Source organism: Thermus thermamylovorans (assembly GCF_004307015.1).
Taxonomy (GTDB): domain Bacteria; phylum Deinococcota; class Deinococci; order Deinococcales; family Thermaceae; genus Thermus; species Thermus thermamylovorans.
The window spans coordinates 119,878-146,321 of the sequence record NZ_SIJL01000005.1 but is presented as its reverse complement, the minus strand read 5'-3'; the positions used below and the strand labels follow the sequence as shown (position 1 = coordinate 146,321).

Sequence of the window (26,444 nt, the reverse complement as noted above, 5' to 3'; positions counted from 1 at the left end):
TTTGGTGGCAGTTTTCTCCCTGCCTTCTTGGGCGTAGGCTAGGTGCCGTGGACTGGCCCCGCCACGGCCGCGTGACCCTGAAGCCCTTCAGCGCGGGCCTCACCGAGGCGGAGTGGCGCGGCCTTTACGAGACCTTCCGCGACCCCGAGGTGGCGGAGTGGAACGGCTCAAGCCCCTTGCGTTCCCCCTTTTGGCTCTTCCGGCGCTTCGTCTTGGCGGAGATGCGCCGCAAGGACCGCCAGGCCTTCCTCATCCTGGACGAGGGGGGGGAGTACCTGGGCACCCTGGAGCTTTACGACCTCACCCCCGAGGAGGCCACCTTGGGCATCCTCATCGGCAGGAAGGAGCGCTGGGGCCAAGGCTACGGCACCGAGGCGGTGCGGGCGGCCCTGGCCTACGCCTTCGGCCCCCTGGGCCTCAAGCGGGTGAAGCTCCGCACCTTCGCCCACAACCTGCGGGCCCGGCGGGCCTTCCAGAAGGCGGGCTTCCGGGAGGTGGGGCTTGGTCCAGGCCCCAAGGGCAGGGAGGACGTGTACATGGAGGTGCGCCGTGAGGATTTTAGCCCCGAGGCTTAGGGAGGAGGTCTTCGCCCTTCTGCCCGAGGGGGTGGAGGTGTACTACCTGGATGACCCCTGGCCCAAACGGGCCGACTTCTTCCTGCCCCCCTTCGGGCAGGAGGAGGTGGTGCGCCAGGTCCTGGAAAAGGTGGAGGTCAAGGTGGTCCAGACCCTCTCCGCGGGGGTGGACTGGATCCTGCCCCTGGTCCCCGAGGGGGTGGTCCTTTGCGACGCCTCCGGGGTGCACGACGCCCCCGTGGCCGAGTGGGTGGCGATGGGCCTCTTGGCCCTCCTCAAGGACCTCCCCGGTTTTCTGGAGGCGCAAAGGGAGGGGCGCTGGGCTCCCAGGCGCCTCCCCGACCTGGAGGGCAAGACCGTGCTCCTCCTGGGCTATGGGGCCATCGGCAAGGCGGTGGAGGCGAGGCTCAAGCCCTTTGGGGTGGGGGTCCTCCCCGTGGCCAAACACCCCCGCCCCGGGGTCTACACCCCTCAGGACCTTCCCCACCTTCTCCCCCAGGCGGACGCGGTGGTCCTCCTCCTCCCCCTCACCCCCGAGACCCGGGGGCTGGTGGACCGGGAGTTCCTCGGGCGGATGAAGCCCGGAGCCCTGCTCCTGAACGCGGGCCGGGGGGGCTTGGTGGAGACGGAGGCCCTCCTGGAGGCCCTCAAGGAGGGGAGGGTGCGGGCGGCTTTGGACGTCACCGACCCCGAGCCCCTGCCCGAAGGGCATCCCCTGTGGCGGGCCCCTGGCCTCCTCCTCACCCCCCACGTGGCGGGGCTCTCCGAGGGCTTCCCCCGGCGGGCGGCCCGCTTCCTGGCGGAGCAGGCCCTGCGCTACCTCCGGGGGGAGCCCCTCCTCAACGTGGTGCGGGAGGGGTACTGATACCACCCCACGCGGACAAGGTCCGCGTGGGGGCCCCGGTGAAAGGGTACCGGGGAAGGCTCCGGCGGCCAAGGGTAGGAGGCCCCGTCGCGGCTTGGGTTGCGGCGGGGACCCTAAAGGAGGGGAAAATGGAGGTGATCCTGCACGGCGACCTGAGGCGCTTCGGCGAGCGCCTAAAGGTGGAGGCCAAGACGCCCCGGGAGGCCCTGGAGAAGCTGGGCCTCCCCTTGGAGGAGGTCTGGCTCCTGGCGGTGGGGGAGCGGGCGGTGGGCCTGGACGAGCCCGTGGAGGGCCCCCTGGAGGTCTACCCCCCCATCGCGGGGGGTGGTATACTTGGGGTCCTGCCGCAAGGGGCAGGGGGCGCCAAAGGGGGGGAGCCGCCCGACGCCCACCCCGCGTAGAAAGGAGAAGAAATGGAAAAGAAAGCACTCCTCTCTACGCCCGTGGTCCCCATCGACATCAAGGCCTTCGACGCGGGGCCCATCCTCGAGGCCATGGGCAAGACCGCCTTCCAGGCCCGGAACCTTTACCGGGCGGCGGAGATCTACCTCCGCATGCTGGAGGACGACGCAGCGGTCATCCTCACCCTGGCGGGGAGCCTGGTGTCCGCCGGGCAGGGCCTCATCGTCCACGACCTCATACGGAAGGGCCTGGTGGACGCCATCGTGGCCACCGGGGCCAACATCGTGGACCAGGACTTCTTCGAGGCCCTGGGCCACCGCCACTACCAGGGGGACCCCAAGGCGGACGACGAAACCCTCCGCCGCCTCTGGATCGACCGCATCTACGACACCTACATCGACGAGGAGGAGCTTCGCCACACCGATTACACCATCGCCGAGATCGCCGACGCCCTGGAGCCCAGGCCCTACTCCAGCCGGGAGTTCATCGGGCATATGGGCCGCTACCTGGCGGAAAGGGGCCTGGGGGAGAGGAGCATCGTCCGGGCGGCCTACGAGGAGGGGGTGCCCATCTTCGTCCCCGCCTTCTCCGACTCCTCCGCGGGCTTCGGCCTCGTTTACCACCAGGTGAAAAACCCCAAGGCCCACGTGACCATCGACTCCGTGGCCGACTTCCGCGAGCTCACGGAGATCAAGCTCAAAGCGGGCACCACCGGCCTGGTGATGCTGGGGGGCGGGGTGCCCAAGAACTTCGCCCAGGACATCGTGGTGGCCGCGGAGGTGCTGGGCCACCGGGTGGAGATGCACAAGTACGCCATCCAGATCACCGTGGCCGACGAGCGGGACGGGGGGCTTTCCGGTTCCACCCTCTCCGAGGCCCAAAGCTGGGGCAAGGTGGACGCCGCCCTTTCCCAGATGGTCTTCGCCGAGGCCACCCTGGCCTTCCCCCTCCTGGCCTCCTACGTCTGGCACCGGGCGGGGGCGCGGGCCAAGCGGCGCTACGCCGACCTCTTTGCCGCCAGGGTGCCCGCTTAGGTCGACTTCGGCCCCGCCTGGGCCCGGGCCCAGGCGGGGCTTTCGTATGGACCAACCCCTCCTCCTTTTGGTAAACTCCCAGCAAATGCCGGAGGAGCTAAGGCTTTACCTGAAGGAGCATTTCGGCGTCCTGGGGCCCGTGTCCCCCGGGCGCTTCGAAGCGGAGCTGGCCAAGCGGGTGGGAAGCCCCGCCAAGCGGGAGCCCCTTCTCAAGGCCTGGCGGGCCTACCTCTCGGGCGGGGGGCGGGAGGCGGTGCGAAGTTTTTACCGCGAGGTGCTCCAGGTTCCCAAGGGGGAGGCCCTGGTCTACGGCATGCACCTCCCCTTTCTGGAGTTCTACGCCCAGGAGGTCCCCCCCCGGGTGGAGGGCAGGGTCCTGGAGGTGGGGGCCTTCACCGGGGCTTTGGTGGGCTACCTGCAGAGGCAGCGTCCCGACCTCGCCTGGCACGCCCTGGATGGGGTGGCGGAGGCGGTGGAGGTGGGGCGGAAGCGGGTGCCCGGGGTGGCCTGGCACCTGGCCTGGGCCGAGGAGGCCGAGCTCCCCCCCTTCGACACCCTCCTGCTCCTCTCCGTCTTCCCCGAAGGATTTGTGGACGGGGGCCTCCCGGGCCGCCTGGGGCCCGAAGGCTTTTGGCAGCGCTTTGCCTTTTTCCGGCGCCTGCCCCTTTTCGCTAGGCTCCTTAGGCCCGGAGGGCTCCTCGTCTACGGCCACGGGCCCTTCCTGGGCAAGAGCCTCGAGGGGGTGGAGGAGGGCCTCCTGCGCCTGGGCTTCCGGGAGGTGGTGCGGGTAGGGGAGGGGGAGTACTTCCTGGTCCTGGCCCGCAGGCCGGAGGTGCTGGCGGAGGAGGCCCGGTTGGAGGAGGTGAGGGTGGCCGGGGAGGAGGCCCCTGCCCCGCCGGTCCCCGTGGGGGTCCAGGGGTTGGATCTGGCCGAGGCGCGGGAGCTTCTGGCCGCGGGTCGGTACGCGGAGGTCCTGGCCCGCTTGCCCGAAGGGGCGGGCCACGCGGAAGCGCATCTTGCGGGGGAGGCGGCCTACCTCCGGGGCCGGGCCCTCTTCGCCCTCTCCCGTTACGCCGAGGCCGAGGAGGCCCTGAGGCGGGCCATGAGCGAGGAGGCGGAGGACCTCCGCGCCTTGGTCCTGGTGGAGCTCGGGGAGTACGAGAGGGCCCGGGGGCGCCTCGAGGCCTTGGCTTGGCAGGGCGGACGCTGGCGCCTTTATCTGGGCCGGGTCTACCTGGCCCAAGGCCGCTACGCGGACGCCCTCAGGCAGTTCGTGGAGTCCGGGCTTCCCGAGGCGGAACTCTACGTGCGGGAGGCCCTGGAGCGCATCACCGAGCGCATGCGCCGCTTCGCCCGGGAGGGGGAGTGGGCGGAGGTGAGCCGCCGGGCGGAGTTCGTGGAGGACCTCGCCCCGGGTCTCCTCACCCGCGAGATGCTCCGCCTGGGGCTGAAGGCGGCGCTCCTCCAGGGGCTTTTCGCCCGGGCGGAGCGCTACGCCAGGCGGCTTGCCGACCTGGACGAGGCGGAGGGCTTCCTGGGCCTGGCCCTCGCTGCCCTCAGGGTGCGCTCCCCCCTGGACCTTAGGGCATCCGAGGACCTGAAGCCGGTGGAGCCCTACCTCACCGAGGCCCTGGCCCGGGCGGAGATCCCCGAGGCCCTCCTCCTTCTGGGGATGCTCCGGGAGCGGGAGGGACGCTACTGGGAAGCCCTCCGCCTCCTGGAGGAGGCGGCGCGGCACGGGGAAGGGGAGGTGGCAGGCCTGGCCTTCCACCACCTGGCCGGGGTGAAGCGGGCCCTGAGGCGGCCCCTCCGGGAGGTCCTGGGGGACCACAAGCGGGCCCACGCCCTCCGGGCCTACCCCGCCCCCTACCTCTTCCGCCTGGCCCAGGAGGCCCTGGCGGGGGGCGAGGAGGTCCTGGCCCGGGAGCTCCTTTCCCGGGCCCGGGATGCGGGGCTTTCCGAGGTGGCCGAAGCGGACCTCATGGCGCTTCTTGCTCTCCTGGAGCGCTTGGAGGGGCCTTGGGCCGCCTTCAGCGTCCTCTACCAGGCCCTAGGCCGCACCCCCGCTCCCCCCCTGGAGCTTCTGGCCCTGGCCTACCGCCTTTCCCGCTCCTTCCGGGAAAGCCCCGAGGCGGAGGCGGTGCGGGGGCAGTACCTGGCGGCCCTCTACGCCGCAGGAAGGGTGGAGGAGGCGGAGAGGCTCCTTCTGGAGGAACTCCAGGCCCATCCCCAGGCCCTGGAGGTCCTCTTCGACCTGGCGGAGCACCACGAGGCCCAGGGGGACTGGCGCCGGGCGGCGGAGTGCTGGCAGAAGGCCCTGGAGGTGGCCCTCTACCGGGAGAAGGACCTGGAGCTCTCCCGGGAGGTTCTCAGAAACCTCCTCTTCCTCCGCCCCCACGACGAGAGCCTCGCCCTTTACCTCGAGGAGCTCAAGGCGGTGGGCCGGGGCCTGGTCGCCCTGGGCGAGGAGCCCCGGGCCTTCCCCGCGGGCCGGGAGGAGCTTTTGGAGGAGACGCTCCCCCGGTTCCACGGGGAGCGCCTCCTGGTGGTGGGGGGGCACACCCAGCTAAGGAGCCGCCTGGTGCCCTTTTTGGAGGCCCGGGGCCTCAGGGTGGACTGGTTCGACGCCGACGGCGCCGGGGTGGGCAAGGAGGCCCTGAGGCGCATCCAGAACCGCCTGGAGAAGGCCCACGGCCTCATGATCGTGTCCAGCTACGTGGGCCACGACCTCTCGGAGCCGGTGCGCCTCGAGGCCGAGCGCCTGGGGGTGCCCGTCCACGTGATCCCGGGGCGGGCCCGGGGGGCCACGGGGTTCCTGAGGGCCCTCAAGGCCTTCGCCCCCGAGCTCTTCAAGCGGGCCCTCAAAGGGGTACAGTAGGGTCTTGTGGAGGCGCTCAGGCTCGGTTACTCCCCCTGCCCCAACGACACCTTCATCTTCTACGCCCTGGCCCACGGCCTGGTGGAAAGCCCCAGGCCCGTGGAAGCGGTGCTGGAGGACGTGGAGACCCTGAACCGCTGGGCCCTGGAGGGGAGGCTTCCCCTCACCAAGCTCTCCTACGCCGCCTACGGAAGGGTACGGGACCGCTACGTGGCCCTGAGAAGCGGGGGGGCCCTGGGCCGGGGGGTGGGGCCTTTGCTGGTGGCCAGAAGGCCCCTGGGAAGCCTCGAGGGGGCGCGGGTGGCCATCCCCGGCCGGCACACCACCGCCTTCCTGCTCCTCTCCCTCTACGCCGAGGGCTTCCAGCCGGTGGAGGTGCGCTACGACCAGGTGATGCCCCTGGTGGCCAGGGGGGAGGTGGAGGCCGGGCTCATCATCCACGAAAGCCGCTTCACCTACCCCCAGTACGGCCTGGTGAAGGTGCTGGACCTGGGGGAGTGGTGGGAAGGGGAGACGGGCCTCCCCCTCCCCTTGGGGGCCATCCTGGCCCGGCGGGACCTGGGGGAAGGGCTGATCCGCGGGCTGGACCGGGCGGTGCGGAGGAGCCTGGAGTACGCCCTCGCCCATCCCGAGGCGACCCTCCCCTACCTCAGGGCCCACGCCCAGGAGCTCTCCGAGGAGGTGATCTGGGCCCACGTGCGGACCTACGTGAACGCCTTCAGCCTAGACGTGGGGGAGGAGGGAGAAAGGGCGGTGGCAAAGCTCTTCGCCCTGGCGGAGGCCAGGGGGCTTCTTCCCCCTTCGCAGGCGCCTCTCTTTTTGTAGACTCGGGGCATGTTCCAGGGGTTGGCCCTCGAGGCCCGGCGGGAAGTGGCCCGGGTCTTCCAGCCCTTAAGGGTGCGGCGCGGCGCGGTGCTCTACGTTCCCGGGGACCGGGTGGACGGCGCGTACCTGGTGCGTACGGGGCTCCTCTGGCTGGAAGGACCCCGGTCCCCCTTAGGGGAGCCCGCCACCTTGGGGGTGGTGGGTCCGGAAGGGCTTCTGGGGGAGGAGGCTTTGGTAGGCGAGGAGCGGCGCACCTCCGGGGCCACCGCCCTCACCTACGCCGAGCTCCTCTTCGCCCCCCAGGAGGCCCTGGGGCCCTTGCGCTCCCGTTTTCCCGAGGTGGAGCGCTTCCTCCTCCAGGCCCTTTACGCCCGGCTCAAGGCGGCAGAGGAGCGGCTTTGGGAGGTGCGCCACCTCTCCGTGGGCCAGCGTCTGGCCCGCCTGATCCTCAGGCTTGCCCGGGAAGGGGAGGTGACCCTTTCCCACCAGGCCTTGGCCCACATGGTGGGGGCCACGCGGGAGACGGTGACCAAGCTCCTGGGGGAGTGGGCCCTCCGGGGGGCGGTGGACCTGGGCTACCGCCGGGTGGAGGTGCGGGACCGGGAGGCCCTTGTGCGCCTGGCGGAGCCGCTTTAGGCTTTGAAGCATGGAAGCCCAGGCCCTGGCCCACCTCCTGGGCCTGCCCCAGGGGAAGGAGGCCCTGAGGGAGCGCCTGGGCCGGAGGGGCCACCCCGACCTGGTCCCCGCCCTCACCGCCTACCTGCGCCGTCTCCAGGCTCCGCCGGAGGCCTTTTCCGCCCTGGGGCGCCTGGCCCGGGGGGCGGTGGTGGCCGGCCAGCAGGCGGGGCTCCTGGGGGGGCCCGCCCTCACCTTCTACAAGGCCCACACCGCCCTCTCCCTGGCGGAGGAGGTGGGGGCGGCCGCGGTCTTCTGGGTGGCCTCCCAGGACCACGACGTGGAGGAGGTGCGCCACCTGCACCTCCTCCTGGAGGACGAGCTGCGCACCCTTTCCCTCCCCCTGCCTCCCCTGCCCGCGGGCCGCATCCCCCTAGACCCCTACCGGGGCGTCTTGGTGGGGTTTTTGGGACCGTGGGCCAGGGATCCCCGGGTGGCCTACGCCCTGGAGGGCGGGACCCTCTCCGAGTTCTCCGCCAGGATCCTCCTGGCCTTCTTGGGGCAGCGGGGCCTCCTGCCCTTCGACCCCATGGCGGAGGAGCTTAGCCCCCTCTTCCAGGGGGCCCTGGAAAGGGAGCTCTCCGATCCCCTGGCCAGCGCCCAGGCCCTCAACCGGGAGGCCGAGCGCATCCGGGCCCTGGGGGGGAAGCCCCCCTTGCGGCGCAAGCCCGGGGCCACCAACCTCTTCCTGGAGACGGACGCCCGGCGGCTCCTCTTTTACGAGGGGGGCGTCTTCAGCGATGGGGTGCGGCGGTATAGCCGGAAAGAGCTTTTGGAGATCCTCCGCACCGATCCCTCCCGCCTCACCCCAGCGGCGGGCCTCAGGCCCGTTTTCCAGGACCTGGCCCTGCCCACCGCGGGCTTCGTGGTGGGGCCCAACGAGTTCCGCTACGTGGCGGAGCTTTCCGGGGTCTACGCCCTCCATGGCCTGCCCATGCCCGCCCTGTTCCTGCGGCTCCAGGCCGTGGTCCTGGAGCCCCCGGCGGCCCGCCTCCTGGGGCGGTACCGCCTGGACCCTTGGGCCTTTGTGGAGGGGGGGGAGGCGGCCTTCCTGGGGGCCGTGCGGGGGGTGCTGGAAGGCTTCCGGGAGGTGGAGGAGGAGCTGGCCCGTCTCCAACGCCAGCTGGAGGCCCTGGGGGAGAGGGCCAAGGCCCTGGAGCCTACCTTGGAGAGGCCCTTCCGCCGCTTTCGGGCCCGGATCGGGGGGGAAGGGGAGCGGCTTTTGGGCAAGCTCCTGCGGGCCCGTCTGGACCGGGATGCGGTCCTCCTCCACCACCTGGAGCGCCTTAAGCGGCACCTCCTGCCCCTGGGCCTGCCCCAGGAACGGGTCTACCCCTTCCCCATGTACGCCCTGCGCCACCCCGAGGCCCTGGGCCTTCTTCGGGAGGCCCCGGCCCAGGGCAGGGCGGTTCTGGCCCTGGGCTAAGGGGCCCTTTCCGGGGGGCGGGCTTGCGGGCGGGATGGCTGGTGTAAGATGGGCGGGAGGCCTATGCCGCCGGGGTTGAAGCTGGCCCTTCTGGCCCTTTTCCTGCTCCGCCCGCCCGCCTGGGCCCAAGGGGAGGAGCTCCTTGTGCGCGTCCTCCTCCGGGAGGTGCCCCTGGGCCAGGAGGTGCGCCTCCTCCTTCCCGAGGGGGAGTTGCGGGCCTGGGGGGTGCGGGAGGGGGTGGTGGTGGGGGGGCGGCTTGGGCCCTTTTGGGAGTTCGCCTCCCCCCGCTTCGCCCTCGAGGGCCGCCCCTACCGGGGCGGGGTGCGCCTCCTCCTCCACGAGGGGCGCCTCCTGGTGGTCAACGTCCTCCCCCTGGAGGCCTACCTCCTCGGGGTCCTGCCCGGGGAGATGCCCGGGAGCTTCCCCCTCGAGGCCCTCCTGGCCCAGGCGGTGGTGGCCCGCACCTTCGCCGTCTACCGGCTGAACCCCCGGGCCCCCTACGACCTCTGCGCGGGGGAGCTCTGCCAGGTCTACCTGGGTCTGGCCGCCGAAACCCCCAGGCACGGCCAGGCGGTGGCCGCCACCCAAGGCCAGGTGCTGAGCTACGGGGGGGAGGCCATCTCCGCCCTCTACCACGCGGACTCCGGGGGGATGACCGCAGGCAGCGAGGAGGTCTTCCAGCGGGCCCTCCCCTACCTCCGCCCCCGCCCCGACCCCTACGCCCGGGGGCCCAGGAGCCAGTGGCGCCTCGCCCTCACCCCCGAGGCCGCGGCCCAGGCCCTGCGGGGCCTGGGCTACACCCCCCAGGGGCAGGAGCCCCCCGTGGTGCGGGAGCGGAGCCCCTCGGGGCGGGTCTGGCGCCTGCGGGTCCTGGGGGTGGAGGTGCAGGGCCCCGAGGCCCAGCGCCTGGCGCGCCTCATGGGCCTGCCCTCGGCCTTGGTGGAGTTCCAGGGCTGGGAGGCGGTGGGCCGCGGGGCGGGGCACGGGGTGGGGCTTTCCCAGTGGGGCGCCCGGGGCATGGCCGAGGCAGGGTACGGCTACCGGGAGATCCTGGGCCACTACTTCCCCGGCACCTTCCTCTCCGACCTCCTCCTGGGGCAGGCCCGGGGAGCCTGGGCCTGGAGCGGACCTCCCTGAGCCGTGCTCATCCCCACGCCCCTGACCCCCTTGTGGCTCGAGGTCTCGCCTCGAGGGGTCCGGTCCCTGGAACCCGCCCTCTTCCCCCGGGGCAAGGAGGCGACAGGGGACCTGGCCCTTTGGGTCCGGGAGCGCCTTGCCGCCTACTTCGCCGGGAGGAAACCGGACTTTTTAGACATTCCCCTGGACTACACCGGCCTTTCCCCGGCCCGGATAGCCCTCTACGAAAGGGTGCGCCGCATCCCTTTCGGGCGCGTGGCGAGCTACGGCGCCCTGGCCCGGGAGCTGGCCCTCTCCCCCCGGGCGGTGGGGGCGGGGATGCGGGCCTGCCCCTTCTTCCTCCTGGTGCCCGCCCACCGGGTGATCCACGCCGACGGGCGGCTGGGGGGGTTCGCCGGGCGGGAGGGGCTCAAGGCCTGGCTCCTGCGCTTTGAGGGCGCCCTCCCCTAAACCTCCACCCAGACCGCCAGGGAGAAGGGGGGGAGGACCGGCCCACAGAGGCGCCCTCCCGTGGGCGTGCAGAGGGCTCCGGAGAGGAGGTCCACCGCCTGGGCTCCCCGGGGCAGGGCCCCGTGGAGGGGGAAGTCCTGCAGGAAGGGCTCGGGGGTGGCGTTCACCACCACCAGGTAGGGGCCGCGGGTGAAGGCCAGGTGGCCGTCTACGGCGTAGACCCGCCCGTAAGGGGCGGTGCGGAGGAGGGGGTGCTCCCGGCGCAGGCGGGCCATCCGCCGCACGGTGTCCAGGAGCTCCCGCCTCCAGCGGCCTTCCTCCCACACCATGCCCCCCCGGTTCTCCGGGTCGTGCCCCCCCGCCAGGCCCACCTCCTCCCCGTAGTAGACGGTGGGGCTTCCGGGCAGGAGGAAGAGGAGGGCGAGGGCCAGGCGGGCCCGTTCCGCGCTCCCCCGCATCAGGCTCAGCAGGCGGGGGGTGTCGTGGGAGGTGAGGAGGTTCATCTGGGCCCGGACCACCTCCTCCCGGTAGCGGGCGAAGAGGCCTTCCAGGCGGTGGCTGAAGGCCAGGGCCTGGAGGGGCTCGATGCGTCCTAGGCCGCACCAGGCGGCGAGCTCCCGGTCCAGGGCCTCCCCCCCCACGAAGCCCAGGATGGCCCGGCTAAGGGGATAGTTCATGGTGGCGTCGAACATGTCCCCCTGGAGCCAGAAGTCGGCCTCCTCCCAGATCTCCCCCACGAGGTAGGCCTCGGGGTTGGCCCCCTTCACCCGGCGGCGGAAGGCCCGCCAGAACTCAGGGTCCTGGATCTCGTTGGGCACGTCCAGCCGCCAGCCGTCGGCCCCGAAGCGGATCCAGTGCTCGGCCACCTCCAGGAGGTACTCCCGCACCGCCGGGGTTTCCACCCGGAGCTTGGGGAGCTCGGGGTTGCCCCACCAGGCCTCGTAGCTGGGGTGGGCGGTGTAGGCCTTGAGGGGAAAGCCCTTCACGTGGTACCAGTCCCGGTAGGGGCTCTCCTCCCCGTTTTCCAGGAGGTGCTGGAAGGCGAAGAACCCCCGGCCGGTGTGGTTGAAGACCCCGTCCAGGATGACCCGCATCCCGTGGGCGTGGGCCACCTCCAGGAGGTGGCGGAGGGCGGCGTTCCCCCCCAGCACGGGATCCACCTGGAAGTAGTCCACGGTGTGGTAGCGATGGTTGGCGGTGGAGGCGAAGACGGGGTTCAGGTAAAGGGCCTCCACGCCCAGTTCCTTCAGGTAGGGGAGCTTCTCCGCCACCCCCCAGAGCGTGCCCCCCTTGAAGCCCCGCAGGGTGGGGGGGGCTTCCCAGGGTTCGAAGGGCCCCGCGGGGGCGGGTTTGCCCGGGGGGCCTGCGCGGAAGAAGCGGTCGGGGAAGATTTGATAGAAAAAGGCGCCCTCGTACCAGGCCACGGCCGCCATCCTACCACGGGCCTGGCGGCCGATTGTGCCCGGTTCACAAAAATCCTTGCCCCAAGGGTCCCCCCTCTGGTATCCTCCCAGGGGAAGGGTATGGGGGGCTGCCTTTTCGTCATGACCGGGGCCAGCGGCGTGGGCAAGGGTACGGTGCGGGCCAAGGTGCTGGAGCGCACCCGCCTCTTCTACTCCATCTCCATGACCACCCGTCCCCCCCGTCCCGGGGAGCGCCACGGGGTGGACTACTACTTCGTGGACCGCCCCCGCTTCGAGGCCCTCCTGCGGGAGGGCGGCCTCCTGGAGTACGCGGAGTACGTGGGCCACCTCTACGGCACCCCCAGGCTTCCCGTGGAGCGGGCCCTGGAGCGGGGGGAGGACGTGCTCCTGGAGATCGAGGTCCAGGGGGCCTTGCAGGTGAAGGCCAAGGTGCCGGAGGCGGTCCTCATCTTCCTCCTGCCCCCCTCCCTTTCCGAGCTCAAGCGCCGTCTGGTCTACCGGGGCCAGGACAGCCCCGAGAAGATCGCCAGGCGGCTGGAGCAGGCGGAGTGGGAGATCCAGGACGCCCACCGCTTCGACTACGTGGTGGTGAACGACGTCCTGGAGGAGGCGGTGGCCGACTTCCTGGCCATCCTCACCGCGGAGAGGCGGCGCACCCGAAGGATGGCCCGGGCGCTCTCCCGGGCCTTGGAACGGGACGCGGAACTGGAGGCGGAGCTGGAGGAGATCTTGCGGAGGGAGCATGGCGGAACCCGGGATCGATAGGCTCTTCGGTCTGGTGGACTCCAAGTACCGGCTCACGGTGGCGGTGGCCAAAAGGGCCCAGCAGCTCCTGCGCCACCGCTTCAAGAACACCGTGCTGGAGCCGGAGGAGAGGCCCAAGATGCGCACCCTCGAGGGCCTCTTCGACGACCCCAACCCCGTCACCTGGGCCATGAAGGAGATGCCCACGGGGCGGCTGGTCTTCGGGGAGAACCTGGTGCCCGAGGACCGCCTGCAGAAGGAAATGGAAAGGCTCTATCCCGTGGCGGAGGAGGAGTAGGGTGGCCCGGGTCCTGGTGGCGGCGACGGGCGGGGTGGCCGCCATCAAGGTGCCCCACCTCCTCCGCCTCCTCCGCGCCCAGGGCCACGAGGTGCGGGCCCTGGCCACTCCCAGGGCCCTGGAGTTCGTCACCCCCCTCTCCCTGGCGGTGGCCGCGGGGGGCGAGGTGGCCACGGAGGAGGCCTGGTTCAGGCCCGAGGGCCGGGCCTTGCATATAGAGCTTGCCCGCTGGGCCGATGTGGTCCTGGTGGCCCCGGCCACCGCGGACGCCATGGCCAAGGCCGCTTTGGGCCTCGCCGACGACCTCCTCTCCGCCACCCTCCTGGCCGGGGCCCGGAGGGTGGCCTGGGCCCCGGCCATGAACGAGGCCATGTGGCTCGCCCCGCAGACGCAAAGCCACGCGGAGCGGCTCAAGGCCCTGGGCCACGCCCTCTTCGGCCCCGCCTTCGGCCCCCTGGCGGCGGTGGGGGAGGGGGAGGGGTGGGGAAGGATGCTGGAGCCCGAGGAACTCGCCGAGCGGCTTCAGGCCCTTCTCGCCCCCAAGGACCTCCAGGGCCTCAGGCTCCTGGTCTCCGCCGGGCCCACCCGGGAGTACCTGGACCCCGTGCGCTTCCTCTCCAACCCCTCCTCGGGGCGCATGGGCTACGCCCTGGCCGAGGCCGCCCGCGACCGGGGGGCGGAGGTGGTCCTGGTCTCTGGCCCCACCGCCCTGCCCGACCCCTGGGGGGTGGAGGTGGTCAGGGTGGAAAGCGCCCTGGAGATGCGTAAGGCCATCCTGGAGCGCTACCCCTGGGCGGAGGCGGTGGCGATGGCCGCGGCGGTGGCCGACTACCGCCCGGCGGAGGTCTTGGCGGACAAGGAGCCCAAGGCGGTGGCGGAAAAGGTCCTCCGCCTGGTCCCCAACCCCGACATCCTCAAGGAACTGGGCGAGCGGAAGGACGGCAAGGTCTTGGTGGGCTTCGCCATGGAGACGGCGGAGGGGCTGGAGCGGGCCAGGGGCAAGCTTCTGCGCAAGAACCTGGATCTCATCGCCCTCAACTGGGTGAACCGCGAGGGGGTGGGCTTCGGCAGCCCCGAGAACGAGGTGGTCCTCCTGCTCCGGGACGGACGGGTGGTGGAACTCCCTCGGATGCCCAAGCGCCAGGTGGCCGAGCGTATACTGGACCTTGTCAGGGAGTTTTGGAGGTCCTGATGCCTATGCGCAGCAAGGCGGAGCGGCACCGCGCCATCCAGGAGATCGTGAGCCGGGAGGAGATCGGCACGCAGAAGGAGCTGGTGGAGCGCCTGCGGCAGTTGGGCTTTGACGTGACCCAGGCCACGGTGAGCCGGGACATCGCCGAGCTCAGGCTGGCCCGGGTGGCCCTGGGCAAGGGGCGGCACCGTTACGCCCTCCCTTCCCTGGAGCTCCCCGAGGACGCCTACGAGGAGCTCAGGCGCCAGTTTGGGCTCTTCGTGAAGGACGTGGACCGGGGGGGCAACATCCTGGTGGTGAAGACCGCCGAGGGGCACGCCTCCGGCATCGCCCTCCTCATCGACCGCCTCCGGCGGGACGGGATCGTGGGTACCCTGGCGGGGGAGGACACCATCCTGGTGGTGGGCCGCACCGAGGGGGAGGCCGAGGCCCTGGAGGAGGAGTTCGGGCAGCTTTTGCTTCTGGGTAAGGGCTTGAGGCGAGGCCCCCAGCTTCCCTCCTGATGTGGGAGCTTTTCCTCAAGTCCTTCCTCACCCTCTTTGTGGTGGTGGATCCCGTGGGGTTGGTCCCCGTCTTCCTGGCCCTGGCCGGGGACCGCCCCCCCCAAAGGCAGGCCCAGATCGCCAGGAAGGCGGTGTTGGTGGCCGGGGGGCTCCTGGTTTGCTTCTTCTTCTTCGGCCGGGGGCTTTTGGAGTACCTGGGCATCAGCCTCGAGGCCCTGCGGGTCGCCGGGGGGATCCTCCTTTTCCGCATCGCCACGGAGATGGTCTTCGCCCACCACGAGCGGGAGACGGCGGAGGAGAAGGACGAGGCCCGGGAGCGGGCCGACATCTCCGTCTTCCCCCTGGCCATCCCCCTGATCGCGGGCCCTGGGGCCCTGGCCAGCGTCCTCATCCTGGGAGGGGAGGCCCGGGAGGTGCCCGGGGGCTCGGCGGTGGTCTTCCTCACCGCTTTCCTGGTCCTCTTCCTGGCCTACCTCTTCCTCAGGGGGGCGGCCTCCGTGCGCCGGGCCCTGGGGCGCACGGGGGTGAACGTGGTCACCCGGGTGCTGGGCATCCTGCTGGCCGCCCTGGCGGTGCAGTTCGTGGCCGACGGGGTCAGGGGCCTCCTCTAGGGCAACCCACCCCGACCGCGTCGGGCTGGGGGCGGATCCGGCCTGGGGCGGGGAAGGGCTCGGCAGAAGAGGGCGTGGAAGCCCGGGGAGCGCCTCACGGGGTCTTGGGGGAGGCGGCGGGCTGGCCCAGGAGGAGGCGGGCGTGGGCCAGGGCGGCCTCGGTGTACTGGCCGGAGAGGAGGCGGGCCAGCTCCCGCACCCTTTCCTCCCCCTCCAGAACCTCCACCCGCACCTCCTCCCCCGCCTTCTTGACCCGCAGGTGGCGGTGGGCCCGGGCGGCGATCTGGGGCAGGTGGGTGACCACCAGCACCTGGCGGGTCTCCGCCAGGCGGGCCAGGCGCTCGGCCACCTTCCAGGCCGTCTCCCCCCCTACCCCCGCGTCCATCTCGTCGAAGACCACGGTGGGGGCCTCGGCCCCGGTGAGGAGGGCCAGGGCCAGGGCGATGCGGGCCAGCTCCCCGCCGCTGGCGGCGGCGAGGGGGGCGGGGGGGAGGTGGGGGCCTGCGGAGAAGCGGAAGGCCACCTCCTCCAGGCCGAAGGCCCCTGGCTCCGGCAGGGCCTTGAGCCCCACGGGGAAGCGGGCCCGGGGCAGACCCAAGGCGGCGAGCTCGGCCTCCATGCCCTTTTGCAGGGCCTCCGCCGCCCGCAGGCGGGCTTGGGAGAGGGCCGCCCCTGCCTCCAGAAGGGCCTCCCGGGCGGCCGCCACCTCCCTTTGCAGCGCCCAAAGCCGCTCCTCCCCTCCCCCCAGGGCGGCGAGCTCCGCCTCCGCCCTGGCCGCATGGGCCAGGACCGCCTCCAGGGTGGGCCCGTACTTGCGCTTGAGCCGTTCCAGGAGGGAGAGGCGGGCCTCCAAGGCGGCCAAGCGCTCCGGGTCCCCCTCCAATCCCTCCAGGTAGTCCTCCAGCTCCCTCGCCACCGCCCGGGCCCCCTCCAGGGCCCCTTCCACGTCCCCTGCCAGGGCCTCGAGGGCGCGGTCGAACCTCCCCCCCGCCCGGAGCTCCCGCACGGTCCGCTGGAGGAGGTCCAAGGCTCCCCCTTCCGCCAGGAGGGCGTAGGCCCGCCCTGCCCGTTCCCGCAGGGCTTCCAGATGGCGGAGCCTCTCTGCTTCCTGCTCAAGCTCCTGGTCCTCCCCGGGCCGGGGACGGGCCTCCCGGATCTCCTGGAGCTGGAAGCGCAGGAGGTCCTCCCGCTCGCTCCGGGACCTCAGGGCCTCCTCCAGGGCCCGCTTTTCCCCAAGGAGGGCCTGGTGGCGGGCGTAGGCCTCCTGGTAACCCTGGAGGAGGTCCGGGGGGAGGAGGGCGTCCAAAAGCTCCCGCTGGCGCCTGGGGGAGAGGAGGGCGAGGGCGGCGTGCTGGGCGTGGAGGGAGAGCCAGCGCTCGGCCTCCTCCTGGAGCTCCTTGAGGCTCACCACCTCCCCGTCGATGCGGGGGGTGGAGCGGGCCCCCACCCGGCGGGAGAGAACCCGCTCCTCCCCCGCAGCGAAGAAGGCGGTGACCAGGAGGCTGTCGCCAAAAGGCCCCAGGAGCCCCTCGGGCCTCGCCCCCAGGAGGAGGGCCAGGGCGTCCACCAGGAGGCTCTTGCCCGCCCCCGTTTCCCCGGTGAGGACGTTGAGCCCGGGGCCGAGCTCCAGGGCGGCCTGGCGGATGGCGGCCAGGTTCTGGACCTCGAGGCGGAGGAGCATCCTCCACCATTGTAGGGCCAGGATCCCTGGGGGTGGGGCCCGCCCTTAGGGCAAGGGGTGGGCCAGGGCCAGGCGCCGCACCTCTTCCCTGAGAGCCTCCGAAGGCCCCTCCACCAGGGCCCGGTCGATGAGTTCAGCCACCAAGGGCATCTCCTCGGGGGTGAAGCCCCTCGTGGTGATGGCCGGGGTGCCGATGCGGATCCCCGAGGTGACCCGGGGGGGCTTGGGGTCGAAGGGAATGGCGTTCTTGTTCACGGTGATGCCCACGGCGTCCAGCCTCTCCTCCGCTTCCTTCCCCGTGAGGCCCTTGGGGCGGAGGTCCAAAAGGAAGAGGTGGTTGTCCGTGCCCCCGGTGACGATGCGGTAGCCCCGCCCGGCCAGCTCCGCCGAAAGGCGCTGGGCGTTTTCCACCACCAGGCGGCTGTACTCCCGGAACTCGGGCTGCAAGGCCTCGAAGAAGGCCACCGCCTTCCCGGCGATCACGTGCTCCAGGGGGCCCCCCTGGATGCCGGGGAAGATGAGCTTGTCGATCTTCTTGCCCAGCTCGGGGTCGTTGGAGAGGAGGAGGCCGCCCCTCGGGCCCCTCAGGGTCTTGTGGGTGGTGCTGGTGACCGCGTGGGCGTGGGGGAGGGGGCTCGGGTGGAGGCCTGCCGCCACCAGCCCAGCGAAGTGGGCCATGTCCACCACCAGGTAGGCCCCCACCTCGTCGGCGATCTCCCGGAAGGCCCGGAAGTCCCAGAGGCGGGGGTAGGCGCTGGCGCCGGCCACGATCACCTTGGGCCGGTGCTCGAGGGCCAGGCGGCGCACCTCCTCCAGGTCGATGAGCTCGGTGTCGGGCCGGACCCCGTAAAAGACCGCCCGGTAGAGCCTGCCGGAGAAGTTCACCTTGGCGCCGTGGGTGAGGTGGCCCCCGGCGGCCAGGTCCATGCCCATGAGGGTGTCCCCCGGCTCCATGAGGGCCATGTACACCGCCATGTTGGCCTGGGAGCCGGAGTGGGGCTGGACGTTGGCCCAGGCAGCCCCGAAGAGGGCTTTGGCCCGCTCGATGGCCAGGGCCTCCACCTGGTCCACCACCTCGCACCCGCCGTAGTAGCGGGCCCCGGGGTAGCCCTCCGCGTACTTGTTGGTGAGGACGCTTCCCACCGCCTCCCGCACCTCCTGGGAGACGAAGTTCTCGCTGGCGATGAGCTCCAGGCCCTCCCGCTGCCGCTTTTCCTCCAGGGCGATGAGCCGGAAGAGGGCCTCGTCCCTAAGGCGTGCCCGGACCATAGGCCGATTATAGGCCCTGGGCGGGAGGGGGAACAGGGGGTCCGGGAGGCCTGGTAAGCTTGGGGCATGAAAGGGAACGCCCTCACCATCGCCAAGTGGGGGGTGGGCCTCCTCCTGGCCCTCCTCCTCCTGGTCACCATCCTCATCAACTTCACCACCAGCCGCGACCTGCCGGAGCTGGTGCGGGTGCAGGTGGAGCGCTACGCGGTGTGCAGCTACTGGTTTTTCGGCTGGCACCTGGCCTCCACCGGGGCCTTCGCCCTGGCCTTCCTCCTCCTGGGCTTCCTCCTGGGCCTGGGGGCGGGCCTCCTCCTGAGGCGGAATGCTCTCCCCCGAAGCTAAGGCCAGGAAGGAGGCGGTGCGGGCCCTCCTCCTCCAGGGCCTGGAGCTTCTGGCCCGCACCCCCCTGGACCCCGCCCCTCTCCGCCAGGCCCTTTTGGACCTGGAGGGCCCCTTCCTCCTGGTCCTGGTGGGGGAGTTCAACAGCGGCAAGTCCAGCCTGGCCAACGCCCTCCTGGGGGCGGACCTCCTCCCCGAGGGCCCCACCCCCACCACGGACCGCATCCAGCTCCTGGAGTACGGGGAGGGCGGGGAGGAGGCGGGGGAGGGGTTCGCCCGTCTCCGCCTTCCCCACCCCCTCCTGCGGGAGCTGGCCCTGGTGGACACCCCGGGGACCAACGCCCTCCTGGAGGCCCACGAGGTCCTGACCCGCCGCTTCCTGCCCCGGGCGGACCTGGTCCTCTTCGTCACCAGCGCCGACCGGCCCCTCACCCGCTCCGAGGGGGAGTTTTTGGGCCTCGTCCGCGCCTGGGGCAAGAAGGTGGTCCTGGCGGTGAACAAGGCCGACCTGCTGGAACCCCAGGACCAGGAGGCCGTGGCCCGGTACGTGGCCGCGGGGGTCCGGGGGATCCTGGGGGAGGAGGTCCCCCTTTTCCTGGTCTCCGCCCGGCGGGGCAAGCGGGGGCAGGACCCCGGCTTGCGGGCCCTCCGGGCCCATGCGGAGGAGGTCCTCGCCCAAAGGGCCCTCCCCCTCAAGCTGGAGGGGGCCTTGGGGGTCTTGGGGAAGCTCCTGCGGGAGGCGGACGGGGTCCTGGCCGGGGAGGCGGAGGAGGTGGCCCAGGGCCTCGCCACCTGCCGGGCCCTGGAGGCGCTCCTCGCCCGCCACCTGGGGCGGACGCGCCGGGACTTCGCCGGCCAGCTGGCCCTGGCGGAGCGGGTCTTCCGGGAGGTGGAGGCCCGGGGCCACCGCTTCCTGGAGGAGACGGTGCGCCTGGCCCGGCTGCCTGATCTCCTCAACGCCAAGGCCTTCCGGGAGGGCTTCCTCAAGGAGGTGGTCCAGGACGCGGGGGCCAGGCTGGAAAGGGCCGTGGGGGAGGCCCTGCGCTGGCTTTCCCGCCGGGAGGAGGAGCTCCTCCTGGACGCCCTGGCCTACCTGAAGGAGGCGCGGCCGGTCCCCCGGGGGGAGGAGCCCTTCTTCGCCCCCCTGGAGGAAGCCCTGGCCCGCTTCCGCCCCGAGGCGGAGGCGGAGCGCCTCTCCGGCCTGGCCCAGGAGGCGGTGGTGCGCACCCTGGCGGGGAGCGCGGGGGGCCTGGGCCTGGGGGCGGCCCTGGTCCTGGTCCTCAAGGGGGTGGCCGCGGACCTCACCGGGCTCCTGGCGGGCTTCTTCCTGGCCTTCCTCTCCCTCTCCATCCTGCCCAGGCGCAAGGAGCGGGCCAAGCGCCTCCTTTCCGAGCGCCTGGCGGAGGCCTTCGCCACGGTGCGGGGCGCCCTGGAGGAGGCCCTGGAGGAGGGCCTCCGCCGGACGGAGGAGCGCTTCCGCGGCCTCTTCCGGGACCGCTGCGGGGCCCTGGAGGAGCGGGGGCAGGCCCTGGAGGCGGGGCGCCGGGCCCTGGCCGGGCTCCTCGCCGCCGCGGAGGGGCTCAGGGCCAGGTGAGGTCCAGGCGGGCCTCCAGGTGGCCCACCGGGAGGCCCCGGTGGCTCCGCACCTCCGGCCGGTCCCAGGGGGTGGGGCCGGGGTCCAGGCCCAGGAGGCGCAGGAGGGCTACCACCGCCACCTCCCGGGCCTGGGAGGCGCCATCCTCCACCTTGAGGGCCACGCCTAAGGGCCCTTTAGGGCTCTCCAGGAGGGCCAGGCCGTAGTACCCGTCCGCCCCCCGCTTGGCCAGGAGGGGCAGGCGCTCCATGAGGAGGGTGTCGATGCTCCCTGGCCCCGCCACCAGGTGGGGGTGGCGGCGCATGGCTTGGCCCACCCGGAGGAGGGGCTTCTGGTAGGCCTCCGGGGCCCCCTCCGGGCGGGCCAGGAGGTAGAAGGCCCGGGCGGCGCGGGCGAGGGGCAGGGCGAAGGTGGGCACGCTGCAGCCGTCGGTGGCGTGGACGGGCTCAGCCCTGGAAAGCTCGGCCAGGGTCTTGCGGTTCAGGCGCTGCACCGGGTGGTCCGGCCGCTCGTACCCCTCCACCGGGGCCCCCAGGGCCAGGGCCGCGGCCAGCATGCCCGCGTGCTTCCCCGAGCAGTTGTGGTGGAGGGGGGTAGGGCCTAGACCAGCCGCCTCCAGGGCCCGCCGGGCCTCCTTGGAAAAGGGAGGGTGCACCCCGCAGACCAGGTGCTCCGGGCCTAGGCCCAGCTTCTCCAGGAAGCGGGCGGCCACGGCCACGTGCTCCGGGGTGCCGTCGTGGCTGGCGGTGGCCAGGGCCACCTCCTCCTCGGTGAGGCCGAAGCGCTCCGCCGCCCCCGTGAGGAAGAGGGCCAGGGCCTGGAAGGGTTTGGCCGAAGAGCGCATGTAGGACACGAAGGCCGGGTCACCCCCGTAAGCCAGAAGCCCCTCCCGCCCCACCACCGCCAGGGAAATGCGGTGCCGGTTTTCCACCCACTCGCCGCGGTAGACGTGGACGAAGGCGTTCACCCCCCAAGTCTACGCCGGGCCTCCAGGAGGAGGGGCTGCCAGTCCAGGCCCCGGTAGGGGGAGGGGAGGCCCCGGAGCTTGGCCTCCGCCTTCCGCAGGTTGCGGAGGCCCTTTCTCCCCTGGCCCTGCTGGTGCAGGGCTGCGGCCAGGAGGATTACCCCCTGGAGGAGGCGCCGCTCCTCCCCTCGGGCCCCAAGCCAGGCCGCCTCCAGGACCTCGTGGACCTCGAAGTACCGCCCCTCCTCCCAGAGGCGGAGGGCCTGGCCCCAGGCCTCCCTCAGGGGGCCTTCCCCCATGCGCCCCCCGCCACCGGGGGGAAGAGGTCCAGGGTGGCCTCGGGGGCCAGGGGGGTGGCGAGGCCCTCCAGGTAGCGCACGTCCCGCCCCTCCAGGAAGACGGAGACCCGCTCCGCCAGCGCCTCCCCCTCGAAGAGCTCCTCCCGCATCCCGGGGTAGAGGCGGACGAGGTTCGCGAGCACCTCCCCCACGGTCTTTCCCTCCACCTGGAGCTGGCCCTTCCCCGTGAGGTCGCGGAAGGTGGCGTAGAGGTTCACCTTGGGCATAAGGCGAGTTTAGGGGAAGGCCCGGCCCCCCTGGGGGCCGGGCCTTCCCGAGGGGCTTAGTCGGCGGCCTGGGCGAGGATACCGAGCTCCTGCAGCTTGGCGGGGGGCACCACGCCCCGCTCCCAGCCCCGCTCCCGGTAGTACTCCTCCAGCATCAGGTCCAGCTCGGTGAGCTGGCCCTTGGAGCCCGCGCACCCGGAGGGCTCCTTGAGGAAGCGCTCGGGCAGGTAGTCGGAGCCCTCCGCCCAGCCCGCCAGGTTGTTGTAGTAGCGCTCCAGGTTGTAGATCCGTTCCCCGATCCTGAGGATCTCCTCCGCGCTTACCGGGCGGCCCCAGTAGGCGGAAAGCTGCCGGGCGTAGGTCTCGGGGTCCTCGGCGAACTGGCTGAACTTGCAGAGGTCCAGGGAGTCGGTGAGGGCGGAGAGGTCCTGGAAGAGCTTGGTGAGCTTGCCCTTGCCCTCCCAGGCCAGGGGGTCGGTCTTGTAGGGCACCCCCAGGATCTCCGAGGCCGGGGTGTAGGCCCTGAGGTGGCAGGCCCCCCGGTTGGAGGTGGCGTAGGCGATGCCCATGCCCTTGAGGCCCCGGGGGTCATAGGCGGGGATGGACTGGCCCTTGACCTCGAGGGCAATCTCGGGATGGCCGATGGACTTGGCCCAGCGGGCCGGGCCCTCCGCCAGGCCGTCCCCCACCCCCCGGCGGAGGGCGATGGCCTCCAGGAGGCGGGCCTCCCCCTCCTTGTCCCCAAAGCGGAGGCCGTCTTCCCCGGTGTAGTAGCCCTTCTCCGTAGCCTCCATGAGGACGGCGATGGCGTTGCCCGCCTCGATGGTGTCCATGCCGTAGGCGTTGCAGAGGTAGATGGCGTAGCCGGTCCAGTCGGTGTCCGTGTGGCCCGCGTGGGCCCCGAGGGCCCAGGCGGACTCGTACTCGTAGGACTCGAAGCGGATGGTCTTGCCGTCGACGTGGACCTCCACCATCTTCTTGCAGGCCACGGGGCAGGCGTGGCAGGTGTTGTCCTTGACCAGGCGGTGCTCGCGGATGTACTCCCCGGAGATGGTCTCCACCCCCTCGATGCAGGTGTGCTGGGCGTTGTAGGTGGGCAGGGCCCCCATGACGTTGGTGATGTTCATGAGCACGTTGGTGCCGTAGAGGGAGAGCCCGCCCTTCTTGGGGGCGGTCACGTTCTTGGGGTCGTTGATGGCCGCCGAGGCCAGGCGGTCCGCCTCCCGCCACCCCTCCGGATCCTGGGGCTGGGGCATCCGGTCCTGCTTGCCCACCACCACGATGGCCTTGAGCCGCTTGCTCCCCGCCACCGCCCCCGTGCCCCCGCGGCCTGCGGCCCGCTCGTCGTTGTTGATCCAGTTGGCGAAGCGCACCAGGTTCTCCCCGGCGGGGCCGATGGCCATCACGTCCGCCTCCTCCCCGTGCCGCTCCCGCAGGAGGCGGTGGACCTCGTGGGTGGTCTTGCCCCAAAGGTCCGAGGCGTCGTGGATGGTGACCTCCCCGTCCTTCACCAGCAGGTAGACGGGTTTTTCCGAGGCCCCCCGGATGAGGAGGCCGTCGAACCCCGCCCACTTCAGCTTGGCCGCGGTCCAGCCCCCCATGTGGCTGTCGGTGACCCCTCCGGTGAGGGGGCTTTTGGTGACGATGGCCAGGCGGCCCGACATCTTGGCCCGGGTGCCGGAGAGGGGGCCGTTCATAATGCAGAGAAGGTTCTCCGGGCCCAGGGGGTCCACCTGGGGGCCGTTTTCGAACACGTACTTTACCCCCAGGCCCCGGCCCCCCACGTACATCTCCAGGTCCTTGGGGTCGGGGGCGAAATACTCCACCTGGCCGCTGGAAAGGTTGATACGCGCGAGCTTGTGGGCATATCCGCCGAGCATCTGCCACCTCCTCGTGGGCTTGGGGAGCGTGCGCCCGTCGCCGGCTGAGCTGCGCGAGGCTGCCCTGAGTTCTCCCAAATTATACCACCCCCCCTTGGGGGGATTGTGAAGGGGGTGACGGGCATAATGGGGGCATGCTGGCGGTTGCGGGCGAGGTCCTGGTGGACCTGATCCTGGAAAACGAGGCTCCCTTAGGTTTTTCCGGGGTGCTGGGGGGTTCGGCCCTGAACACCGCCACCGCCTTGAGCCGCCTGGGTTTTCCCGTGCGCTTCTTCTCCGAGGTGGGGGAGGACTGGCTTTCCCGCTGGAGCGAGGCGGAGATGCAGCGTCGGGGCCTCGAGGTCTTCCTGCAGCGCCACCCCGACCCCATGCCCCTGGCCCTGGTGCGCCTAAAGGAGGGAGGAAACGCCCTCTACAGCTTCCACCGCCCCTTCCGGGCCGCCTACCGCCCGGAGCCGGGAGGCCTGAAGGGGGTGCGGGCTTTTCACTTCGGCTCCCTCTTCGCCCTGGAGGGGCGCACCGCGGGGGGCCTCGAGGCCCTCCTGCGGGAGGCTCTGGCCGAAGGGGCCCTCCTCTCCTACGACCCCAACCTGCGGGGGAACCCTACCGGAGAGGGAAGGCGGCGCCTGGAGGGCTATTTGGCCCAGGTGGACCTCCTGAAGCTCTCCCTGGAGGACGCCCAGCTTCTTTTCCCCGAGGGGCCGGTGGAGGCGGTAAAGCGCCTCCCCCCGCCCCTCAAGGTCCTCACCCTGGGGGCGGAGGGGGCGGTGGCCTTCCTGGGGGAGGAGGCGGTGCGCCTCCCTGGGGAAAAGGTGGCGGTGGCGGACACCGTGGGGGCGGGGGACGCCTTCACCGCGGGGCTTCTCGCTCTCCTCCTCCCCAAGGGGTATGGGAAGGCCAGCCTCCCCCAGATGCCCCTGCATCACCTGGAGGAGGCGCTAAAGGGGGCCATCGCCCTTTCCGCCCTGGCCTGCACCGTGCGGGGGGCCTACCTGCCGGAGGAGGGGCTTCGGGCCTGGCGGGAGCGGTTTTGGGGGGGTGGGGGTTTCCCTTGAGGTAAAATCGGCCTGCCTCCGAGCCCGGATGGGCCCCCTGGGCCCTCCGGGCCGGGCCGGATGGCCCCGGGGTGGCGGGGGCAACCCCGTCGCCTGCCGTGGTTGCAAAGGAGGTGGTATGGAAGACCTCGCGTCTCCCCCGGCGACACCCTCCCAAAGGACCCTTGCCCTCGGGCCGGGGCCCTTTAGCTCCCGCGCGCCAAAGCCCGCCTCGCCGGGGAGAGGGGAGGGAGCCCTCCTCTCCGCAAGAGGGCGTCCTCCCCTGCGGGCAGGGGGCAAGGGGGCCCCGTGAGGGGCAGGCTCCCCCTGGCCTTCCTGGTGGGCCTGGGGGTGGGGATCTTCGGGGGGCTTTTGGGGCTTGGGGGGGCGGAGCTCCGGCTGCCCTTCCTCCTCTACGCCTTCGGCCTCGCCCCCCTGGAGGCGGTGATCGCCAACAAGGCCCTGAGCCTCCTGGTGGTGGGGGTGAGCCTGCCTGCCCGCCTGGGGGTGGTACCCCCGGAGGCGGTTCTGGGGGAGGTCCGGGGGGCCCTGGCCCTCCTCCTGGGGAGCGTCCTCGGGGCCTTTGGGGCGGCGGGCTGGGCCCGGCGGGTGCCCGAGGGGCTTCTTCGGCGGACCATGGGCCTGTTGCTCCTCCTCCTGGCCGGGGTCCTGGCTCTGGAGGCCCTTTTCCACCGCCCCTTCCCCCTGGACCCTCCTCCCCTCCTCCTCCACCCCCTGGGCTTCCTCCTGGGCCTGGGGATCGGGGCCGTGGCCGCGGTGATGGGGGTGGCGGGGGGGGAGCTTCTCATCCCCACCCTGGTCCTCCTCTACGGCCTCGAGGCCCGGCTGGCGGGAAGCGTCTCCCTCCTCATCAGCCTGCCCACCATGCTGGCGGCCTTCGCCCAGTACAGCCAGGACCGCACCTTCGCCGTGCTGTGGCGGCAGGGGGGGCTCCTTCTGGCCATGGGCCTGGGCTCCCTCCTCGGGGCCTTTCTGGGAGGCGGCCTCCTCCTGGGCCTGGCCACGGAGCGGGTTCTGCTCCTCCTCCTGGCCCTCCTCCTGGCCCTCTCTGGCCTCCGGCTCCTGCGCCACTAGGCGCTCCCCTGGGTTTGCCCGCCTCAGGGGACCAGGAGCACCTTGCCCGTGGTCCTCCGCCCCTCCAGGGCCTCGTGGGCCTCCCGGGCCCGTTCCAGGGGGAACTCCGCCCCGATCTGCACCTTGAGCCACCCCTCCCGCACCGCCTGGAAGACCTCCCCGGCCCGCCAGAGGAGCTCCTTGCGGCTTGACGTGTAGTGGTGCAGGGTGGGGCGGGTGAGGAAGAGGCTTCCCTTGCGGTTCAGCACCTGGGGGTCCAAGGGGGGCACGGGGCCCGAGGCCTGGCCGAAGAGGACCAAAACGCCCCGGGGGCGGAGGGCCTCGAGGCTCCCCTCGAAGGTGCTCTGCCCCACGCCATCGTAGACCGCGTCTACCCCGCCCCCGGAAAGGGCCCGCACCGCCTGGGCGAAGCCCTCGTAGGGCAGGGCGTAGTCCGCCCCGGCCTCCTTGGCCAGGGCCCGCTTGGCCTCGGTGCTGGCGGTGGCGTAGACGGTGGCCCCCAGGCGCTTGGCCCACTGGATGAGGAGGAGGCCCACCCCCCCGGCTCCCGCGTGCACCAGCACCTGGTCCCCAGGGGCCACGGGGTAGGTGCTCTTGAGGAGGTAGTGAACGGTCATCCCCTGGAGGAGGACCGCGGCGGCGAGCCTGGGGTCCAACCCTTCGGGAACGGGCACGAGCCTTTCCGCGGGCACCACCTGGTACTCGGCGTAGGCCCCCTGCACGTTGGCAAAGGCCACCTTATCCCCTGGGGCCACGCCCAGCACGCCCTCCCCCACCCCTTCCACCACCCCAGCCCCCTCCTCCCCCAGGGTGAAGGGGAGGGGCATGGGGTAGAGGCCCCTGCGCTTGTAGGTGTCGATGTAGTTGACCCCGATGGCCAAAAGGCGCACCAGGACCTCCCCTGGCCCAGGCTCGGGGACGGGGACCTCCTCCAGCCGCAAGACCTCGGGACCTCCCACTTGGTGTACCCGGACCGCCTTCATG

General features: G+C 71.9%; 25 protein-coding genes, 2 pseudogenes and 1 riboswitch. Of the genes and pseudogenes, 19 read left to right on the top strand and 8 right to left on the bottom strand.

Annotated features, from left to right (window positions below):
* Positions 1–47: 47 nt before the first annotated feature.
* From ETP66_RS05550 to ETP66_RS05505, 10 genes and pseudogenes are all read left to right on the top strand, one after another.
* A complete protein-coding gene (locus ETP66_RS05550) occupies positions 48–575 on the top strand; it encodes a GNAT family N-acetyltransferase (protein WP_130841389.1) in 528 nt (175 codons plus the stop codon).
* On the top strand, positions 550–1,440 hold the full coding sequence (locus tag ETP66_RS05545) for a 2-hydroxyacid dehydrogenase (RefSeq protein WP_130841388.1): 891 nt from the start codon (positions 550–552) through the stop codon (positions 1,438–1,440). Before ETP66_RS05550 ends, ETP66_RS05545 begins: the two co-directional genes overlap by 26 nt.
* Positions 1,441–1,568: 128 nt before the next feature.
* Positions 1,569–1,787, top strand: a pseudogene (locus ETP66_RS05540) (hypothetical protein); the annotation flags it as partial.
* Positions 1,788–1,853: 66 nt separating this feature from the next.
* Positions 1,854–2,876, top strand: a complete 1,023-nt coding sequence (locus tag ETP66_RS05535) for a 1,9-bis(guanidino)-5-aza-nonane synthase (RefSeq protein WP_130841384.1) — start codon at positions 1,854–1,856, stop codon at positions 2,874–2,876.
* A gap of 85 nt (positions 2,877–2,961) precedes the next feature.
* Complete coding sequence (locus ETP66_RS05530; protein WP_130841383.1) at positions 2,962–5,754, top strand: tetratricopeptide repeat protein; 2,793 nt, start codon at positions 2,962–2,964, stop codon at positions 5,752–5,754.
* Positions 5,755–5,760: 6 nt separating this feature from the next.
* A complete protein-coding gene (locus ETP66_RS05525; RefSeq protein WP_130841381.1) occupies positions 5,761–6,579 on the top strand; it encodes a menaquinone biosynthesis family protein in 819 nt (272 codons plus the stop codon).
* Between the two features lie 9 nt (positions 6,580–6,588).
* Positions 6,589–7,215 (top strand): Crp/Fnr family transcriptional regulator, encoded by a 627-nt coding sequence (locus ETP66_RS05520; protein ID WP_130841379.1) that lies wholly within the window; start codon positions 6,589–6,591, stop codon positions 7,213–7,215.
* Between the two features lie 10 nt (positions 7,216–7,225).
* The gene (bshC, locus tag ETP66_RS05515; RefSeq protein WP_130841377.1) at positions 7,226–8,680 is read left to right on the top strand and encodes a bacillithiol biosynthesis protein BshC; all 1,455 of its coding nucleotides are present in this window, start codon (positions 7,226–7,228) and stop codon (positions 8,678–8,680) included.
* A 63-nt stretch (positions 8,681–8,743) separates the two neighbouring features.
* Complete coding sequence (locus ETP66_RS05510; protein ID WP_130841375.1) at positions 8,744–9,817, top strand: SpoIID/LytB domain-containing protein; 1,074 nt, start codon at positions 8,744–8,746, stop codon at positions 9,815–9,817.
* A gap of 3 nt (positions 9,818–9,820) precedes the next feature.
* Positions 9,821–10,267: a methylated-DNA--[protein]-cysteine S-methyltransferase gene (locus tag ETP66_RS05505; RefSeq protein WP_130841373.1), complete on the top strand. Its 447-nt coding sequence runs from the start codon at positions 9,821–9,823 to the stop codon at positions 10,265–10,267.
* Here the strand turns inward: ETP66_RS05505 and ETP66_RS05500 are convergent.
* On the bottom strand, positions 10,264–11,691 hold the full coding sequence (locus ETP66_RS05500) for a glycoside hydrolase family 13 protein (protein WP_130841371.1): 1,428 nt from the start codon (positions 11,689–11,691) through the stop codon (positions 10,264–10,266). The two genes, ETP66_RS05505 and ETP66_RS05500, sit on opposite strands and share 4 nt — an antisense overlap.
* Positions 11,692–11,790: 99 nt before the next feature.
* On the opposite strand from ETP66_RS05500, the gene gmk reads away from it, so the two are divergent.
* From gmk to ETP66_RS05475, 5 genes are read left to right on the top strand one after another with little or no spacing between them, the layout of a single operon-like run.
* Positions 11,791–12,456: a guanylate kinase gene (gene gmk, locus ETP66_RS05495; protein ID WP_130841369.1), complete on the top strand. Its 666-nt coding sequence runs from the start codon at positions 11,791–11,793 to the stop codon at positions 12,454–12,456.
* Positions 12,434–12,733 carry a DNA-directed RNA polymerase subunit omega gene (gene rpoZ / locus ETP66_RS05490; RefSeq protein ID WP_130841368.1) on the top strand — a complete coding sequence of 100 codons (300 nt, stop codon included), beginning with the start codon at positions 12,434–12,436 and terminating at the stop codon, positions 12,731–12,733. The genes gmk and rpoZ overlap by 23 nt, the downstream gene beginning before the upstream one ends.
* 1 nt (position 12,734) lies before the next feature.
* The gene (gene coaBC / locus ETP66_RS05485) at positions 12,735–13,925 is read left to right on the top strand and encodes a bifunctional phosphopantothenoylcysteine decarboxylase/phosphopantothenate--cysteine ligase CoaBC (RefSeq protein ID WP_130841366.1); all 1,191 of its coding nucleotides are present in this window, start codon (positions 12,735–12,737) and stop codon (positions 13,923–13,925) included.
* Between the two features lie 5 nt (positions 13,926–13,930).
* Positions 13,931–14,428, top strand: coding sequence for an arginine repressor (gene argR / locus ETP66_RS05480; protein ID WP_130841475.1), 498 nt, complete (start codon positions 13,931–13,933; stop codon positions 14,426–14,428).
* Positions 14,428–15,039 carry a MarC family protein gene (locus ETP66_RS05475; protein WP_130841365.1) on the top strand — a complete coding sequence of 204 codons (612 nt, stop codon included), beginning with the start codon at positions 14,428–14,430 and terminating at the stop codon, positions 15,037–15,039. Before argR ends, ETP66_RS05475 begins: the two co-directional genes overlap by 1 nt.
* A gap of 94 nt (positions 15,040–15,133) precedes the next feature.
* Here the strand turns inward: ETP66_RS05475 and ETP66_RS05470 are convergent, their stop codons facing one another.
* Together ETP66_RS05470 and glyA are read right to left on the bottom strand one after the other, a co-directional pair.
* Positions 15,134–16,720: a DNA repair protein RecN gene (locus ETP66_RS05470; RefSeq protein ID WP_130841363.1), complete on the bottom strand. Its 1,587-nt coding sequence runs from the start codon at positions 16,718–16,720 to the stop codon at positions 15,134–15,136.
* A 45-nt stretch (positions 16,721–16,765) separates the two neighbouring features.
* A complete protein-coding gene (glyA, locus tag ETP66_RS05465) occupies positions 16,766–17,989 on the bottom strand; it encodes a serine hydroxymethyltransferase (RefSeq protein WP_130841361.1) in 1,224 nt (407 codons plus the stop codon).
* 66 nt (positions 17,990–18,055) lie between these two features.
* Between glyA and ETP66_RS05460 the strand changes: the two genes are divergently transcribed.
* Both ETP66_RS05460 and ETP66_RS05455 read left to right on the top strand, forming a co-directional pair.
* A complete protein-coding gene (locus ETP66_RS05460) occupies positions 18,056–18,331 on the top strand; it encodes a hypothetical protein (protein WP_130841359.1) in 276 nt (91 codons plus the stop codon).
* Positions 18,312–19,922: a dynamin family protein gene (locus tag ETP66_RS05455; RefSeq protein ID WP_130841357.1), complete on the top strand. Its 1,611-nt coding sequence runs from the start codon at positions 18,312–18,314 to the stop codon at positions 19,920–19,922. Before ETP66_RS05460 ends, ETP66_RS05455 begins: the two co-directional genes overlap by 20 nt.
* Here ETP66_RS05455 and ETP66_RS05450 read toward each other — a convergent pair.
* From ETP66_RS05450 to ETP66_RS05435, 4 genes and pseudogenes are all read right to left on the bottom strand, one after another.
* A complete protein-coding gene (locus ETP66_RS05450; RefSeq protein WP_130841355.1) occupies positions 19,909–20,889 on the bottom strand; it encodes an asparaginase in 981 nt (326 codons plus the stop codon). The genes ETP66_RS05455 and ETP66_RS05450 overlap by 14 nt on opposite strands.
* The gene (locus ETP66_RS05445; protein ID WP_130841353.1) at positions 20,886–21,185 is read right to left on the bottom strand and encodes a DUF309 domain-containing protein; all 300 of its coding nucleotides are present in this window, start codon (positions 21,183–21,185) and stop codon (positions 20,886–20,888) included. The genes ETP66_RS05450 and ETP66_RS05445 overlap by 4 nt, the downstream gene beginning before the upstream one ends.
* Positions 21,182–21,451: pseudogene (locus ETP66_RS05440) on the bottom strand (ubiquitin-like small modifier protein 1); the annotation flags it as partial. The pseudogene ETP66_RS05440 and the gene ETP66_RS05445, both read right to left, overlap by 4 nt.
* A 56-nt stretch (positions 21,452–21,507) precedes the next feature.
* A complete protein-coding gene (locus ETP66_RS05435; RefSeq protein ID WP_130841351.1) occupies positions 21,508–23,331 on the bottom strand; it encodes an aldehyde ferredoxin oxidoreductase family protein in 1,824 nt (607 codons plus the stop codon).
* A gap of 134 nt (positions 23,332–23,465) precedes the next feature.
* Between ETP66_RS05435 and ETP66_RS05430 the strand changes: the two genes are divergently transcribed.
* Both ETP66_RS05430 and ETP66_RS05425 read left to right on the top strand, forming a co-directional pair.
* Entirely contained in the window at positions 23,466–24,386 is a 921-nt protein-coding gene (locus ETP66_RS05430) for a carbohydrate kinase family protein (protein ID WP_130841349.1), read from the top strand.
* A 4-nt stretch (positions 24,387–24,390) separates the two neighbouring features.
* A riboswitch (molybdenum cofactor riboswitch) is annotated at positions 24,391–24,515 on the top strand.
* A gap of 159 nt (positions 24,516–24,674) precedes the next feature.
* Entirely contained in the window at positions 24,675–25,460 is a 786-nt protein-coding gene (locus ETP66_RS05425) for a TSUP family transporter (protein WP_130841347.1), read from the top strand.
* A 23-nt stretch (positions 25,461–25,483) separates the two neighbouring features.
* Here the strand turns inward: ETP66_RS05425 and ETP66_RS05420 are convergent, their stop codons facing one another.
* On the bottom strand, positions 25,484–26,443 hold the full coding sequence (locus tag ETP66_RS05420) for a quinone oxidoreductase family protein (RefSeq protein ID WP_130841345.1): 960 nt from the start codon (positions 26,441–26,443) through the stop codon (positions 25,484–25,486).
* Position 26,444: the final 1 nt, after the last annotated feature.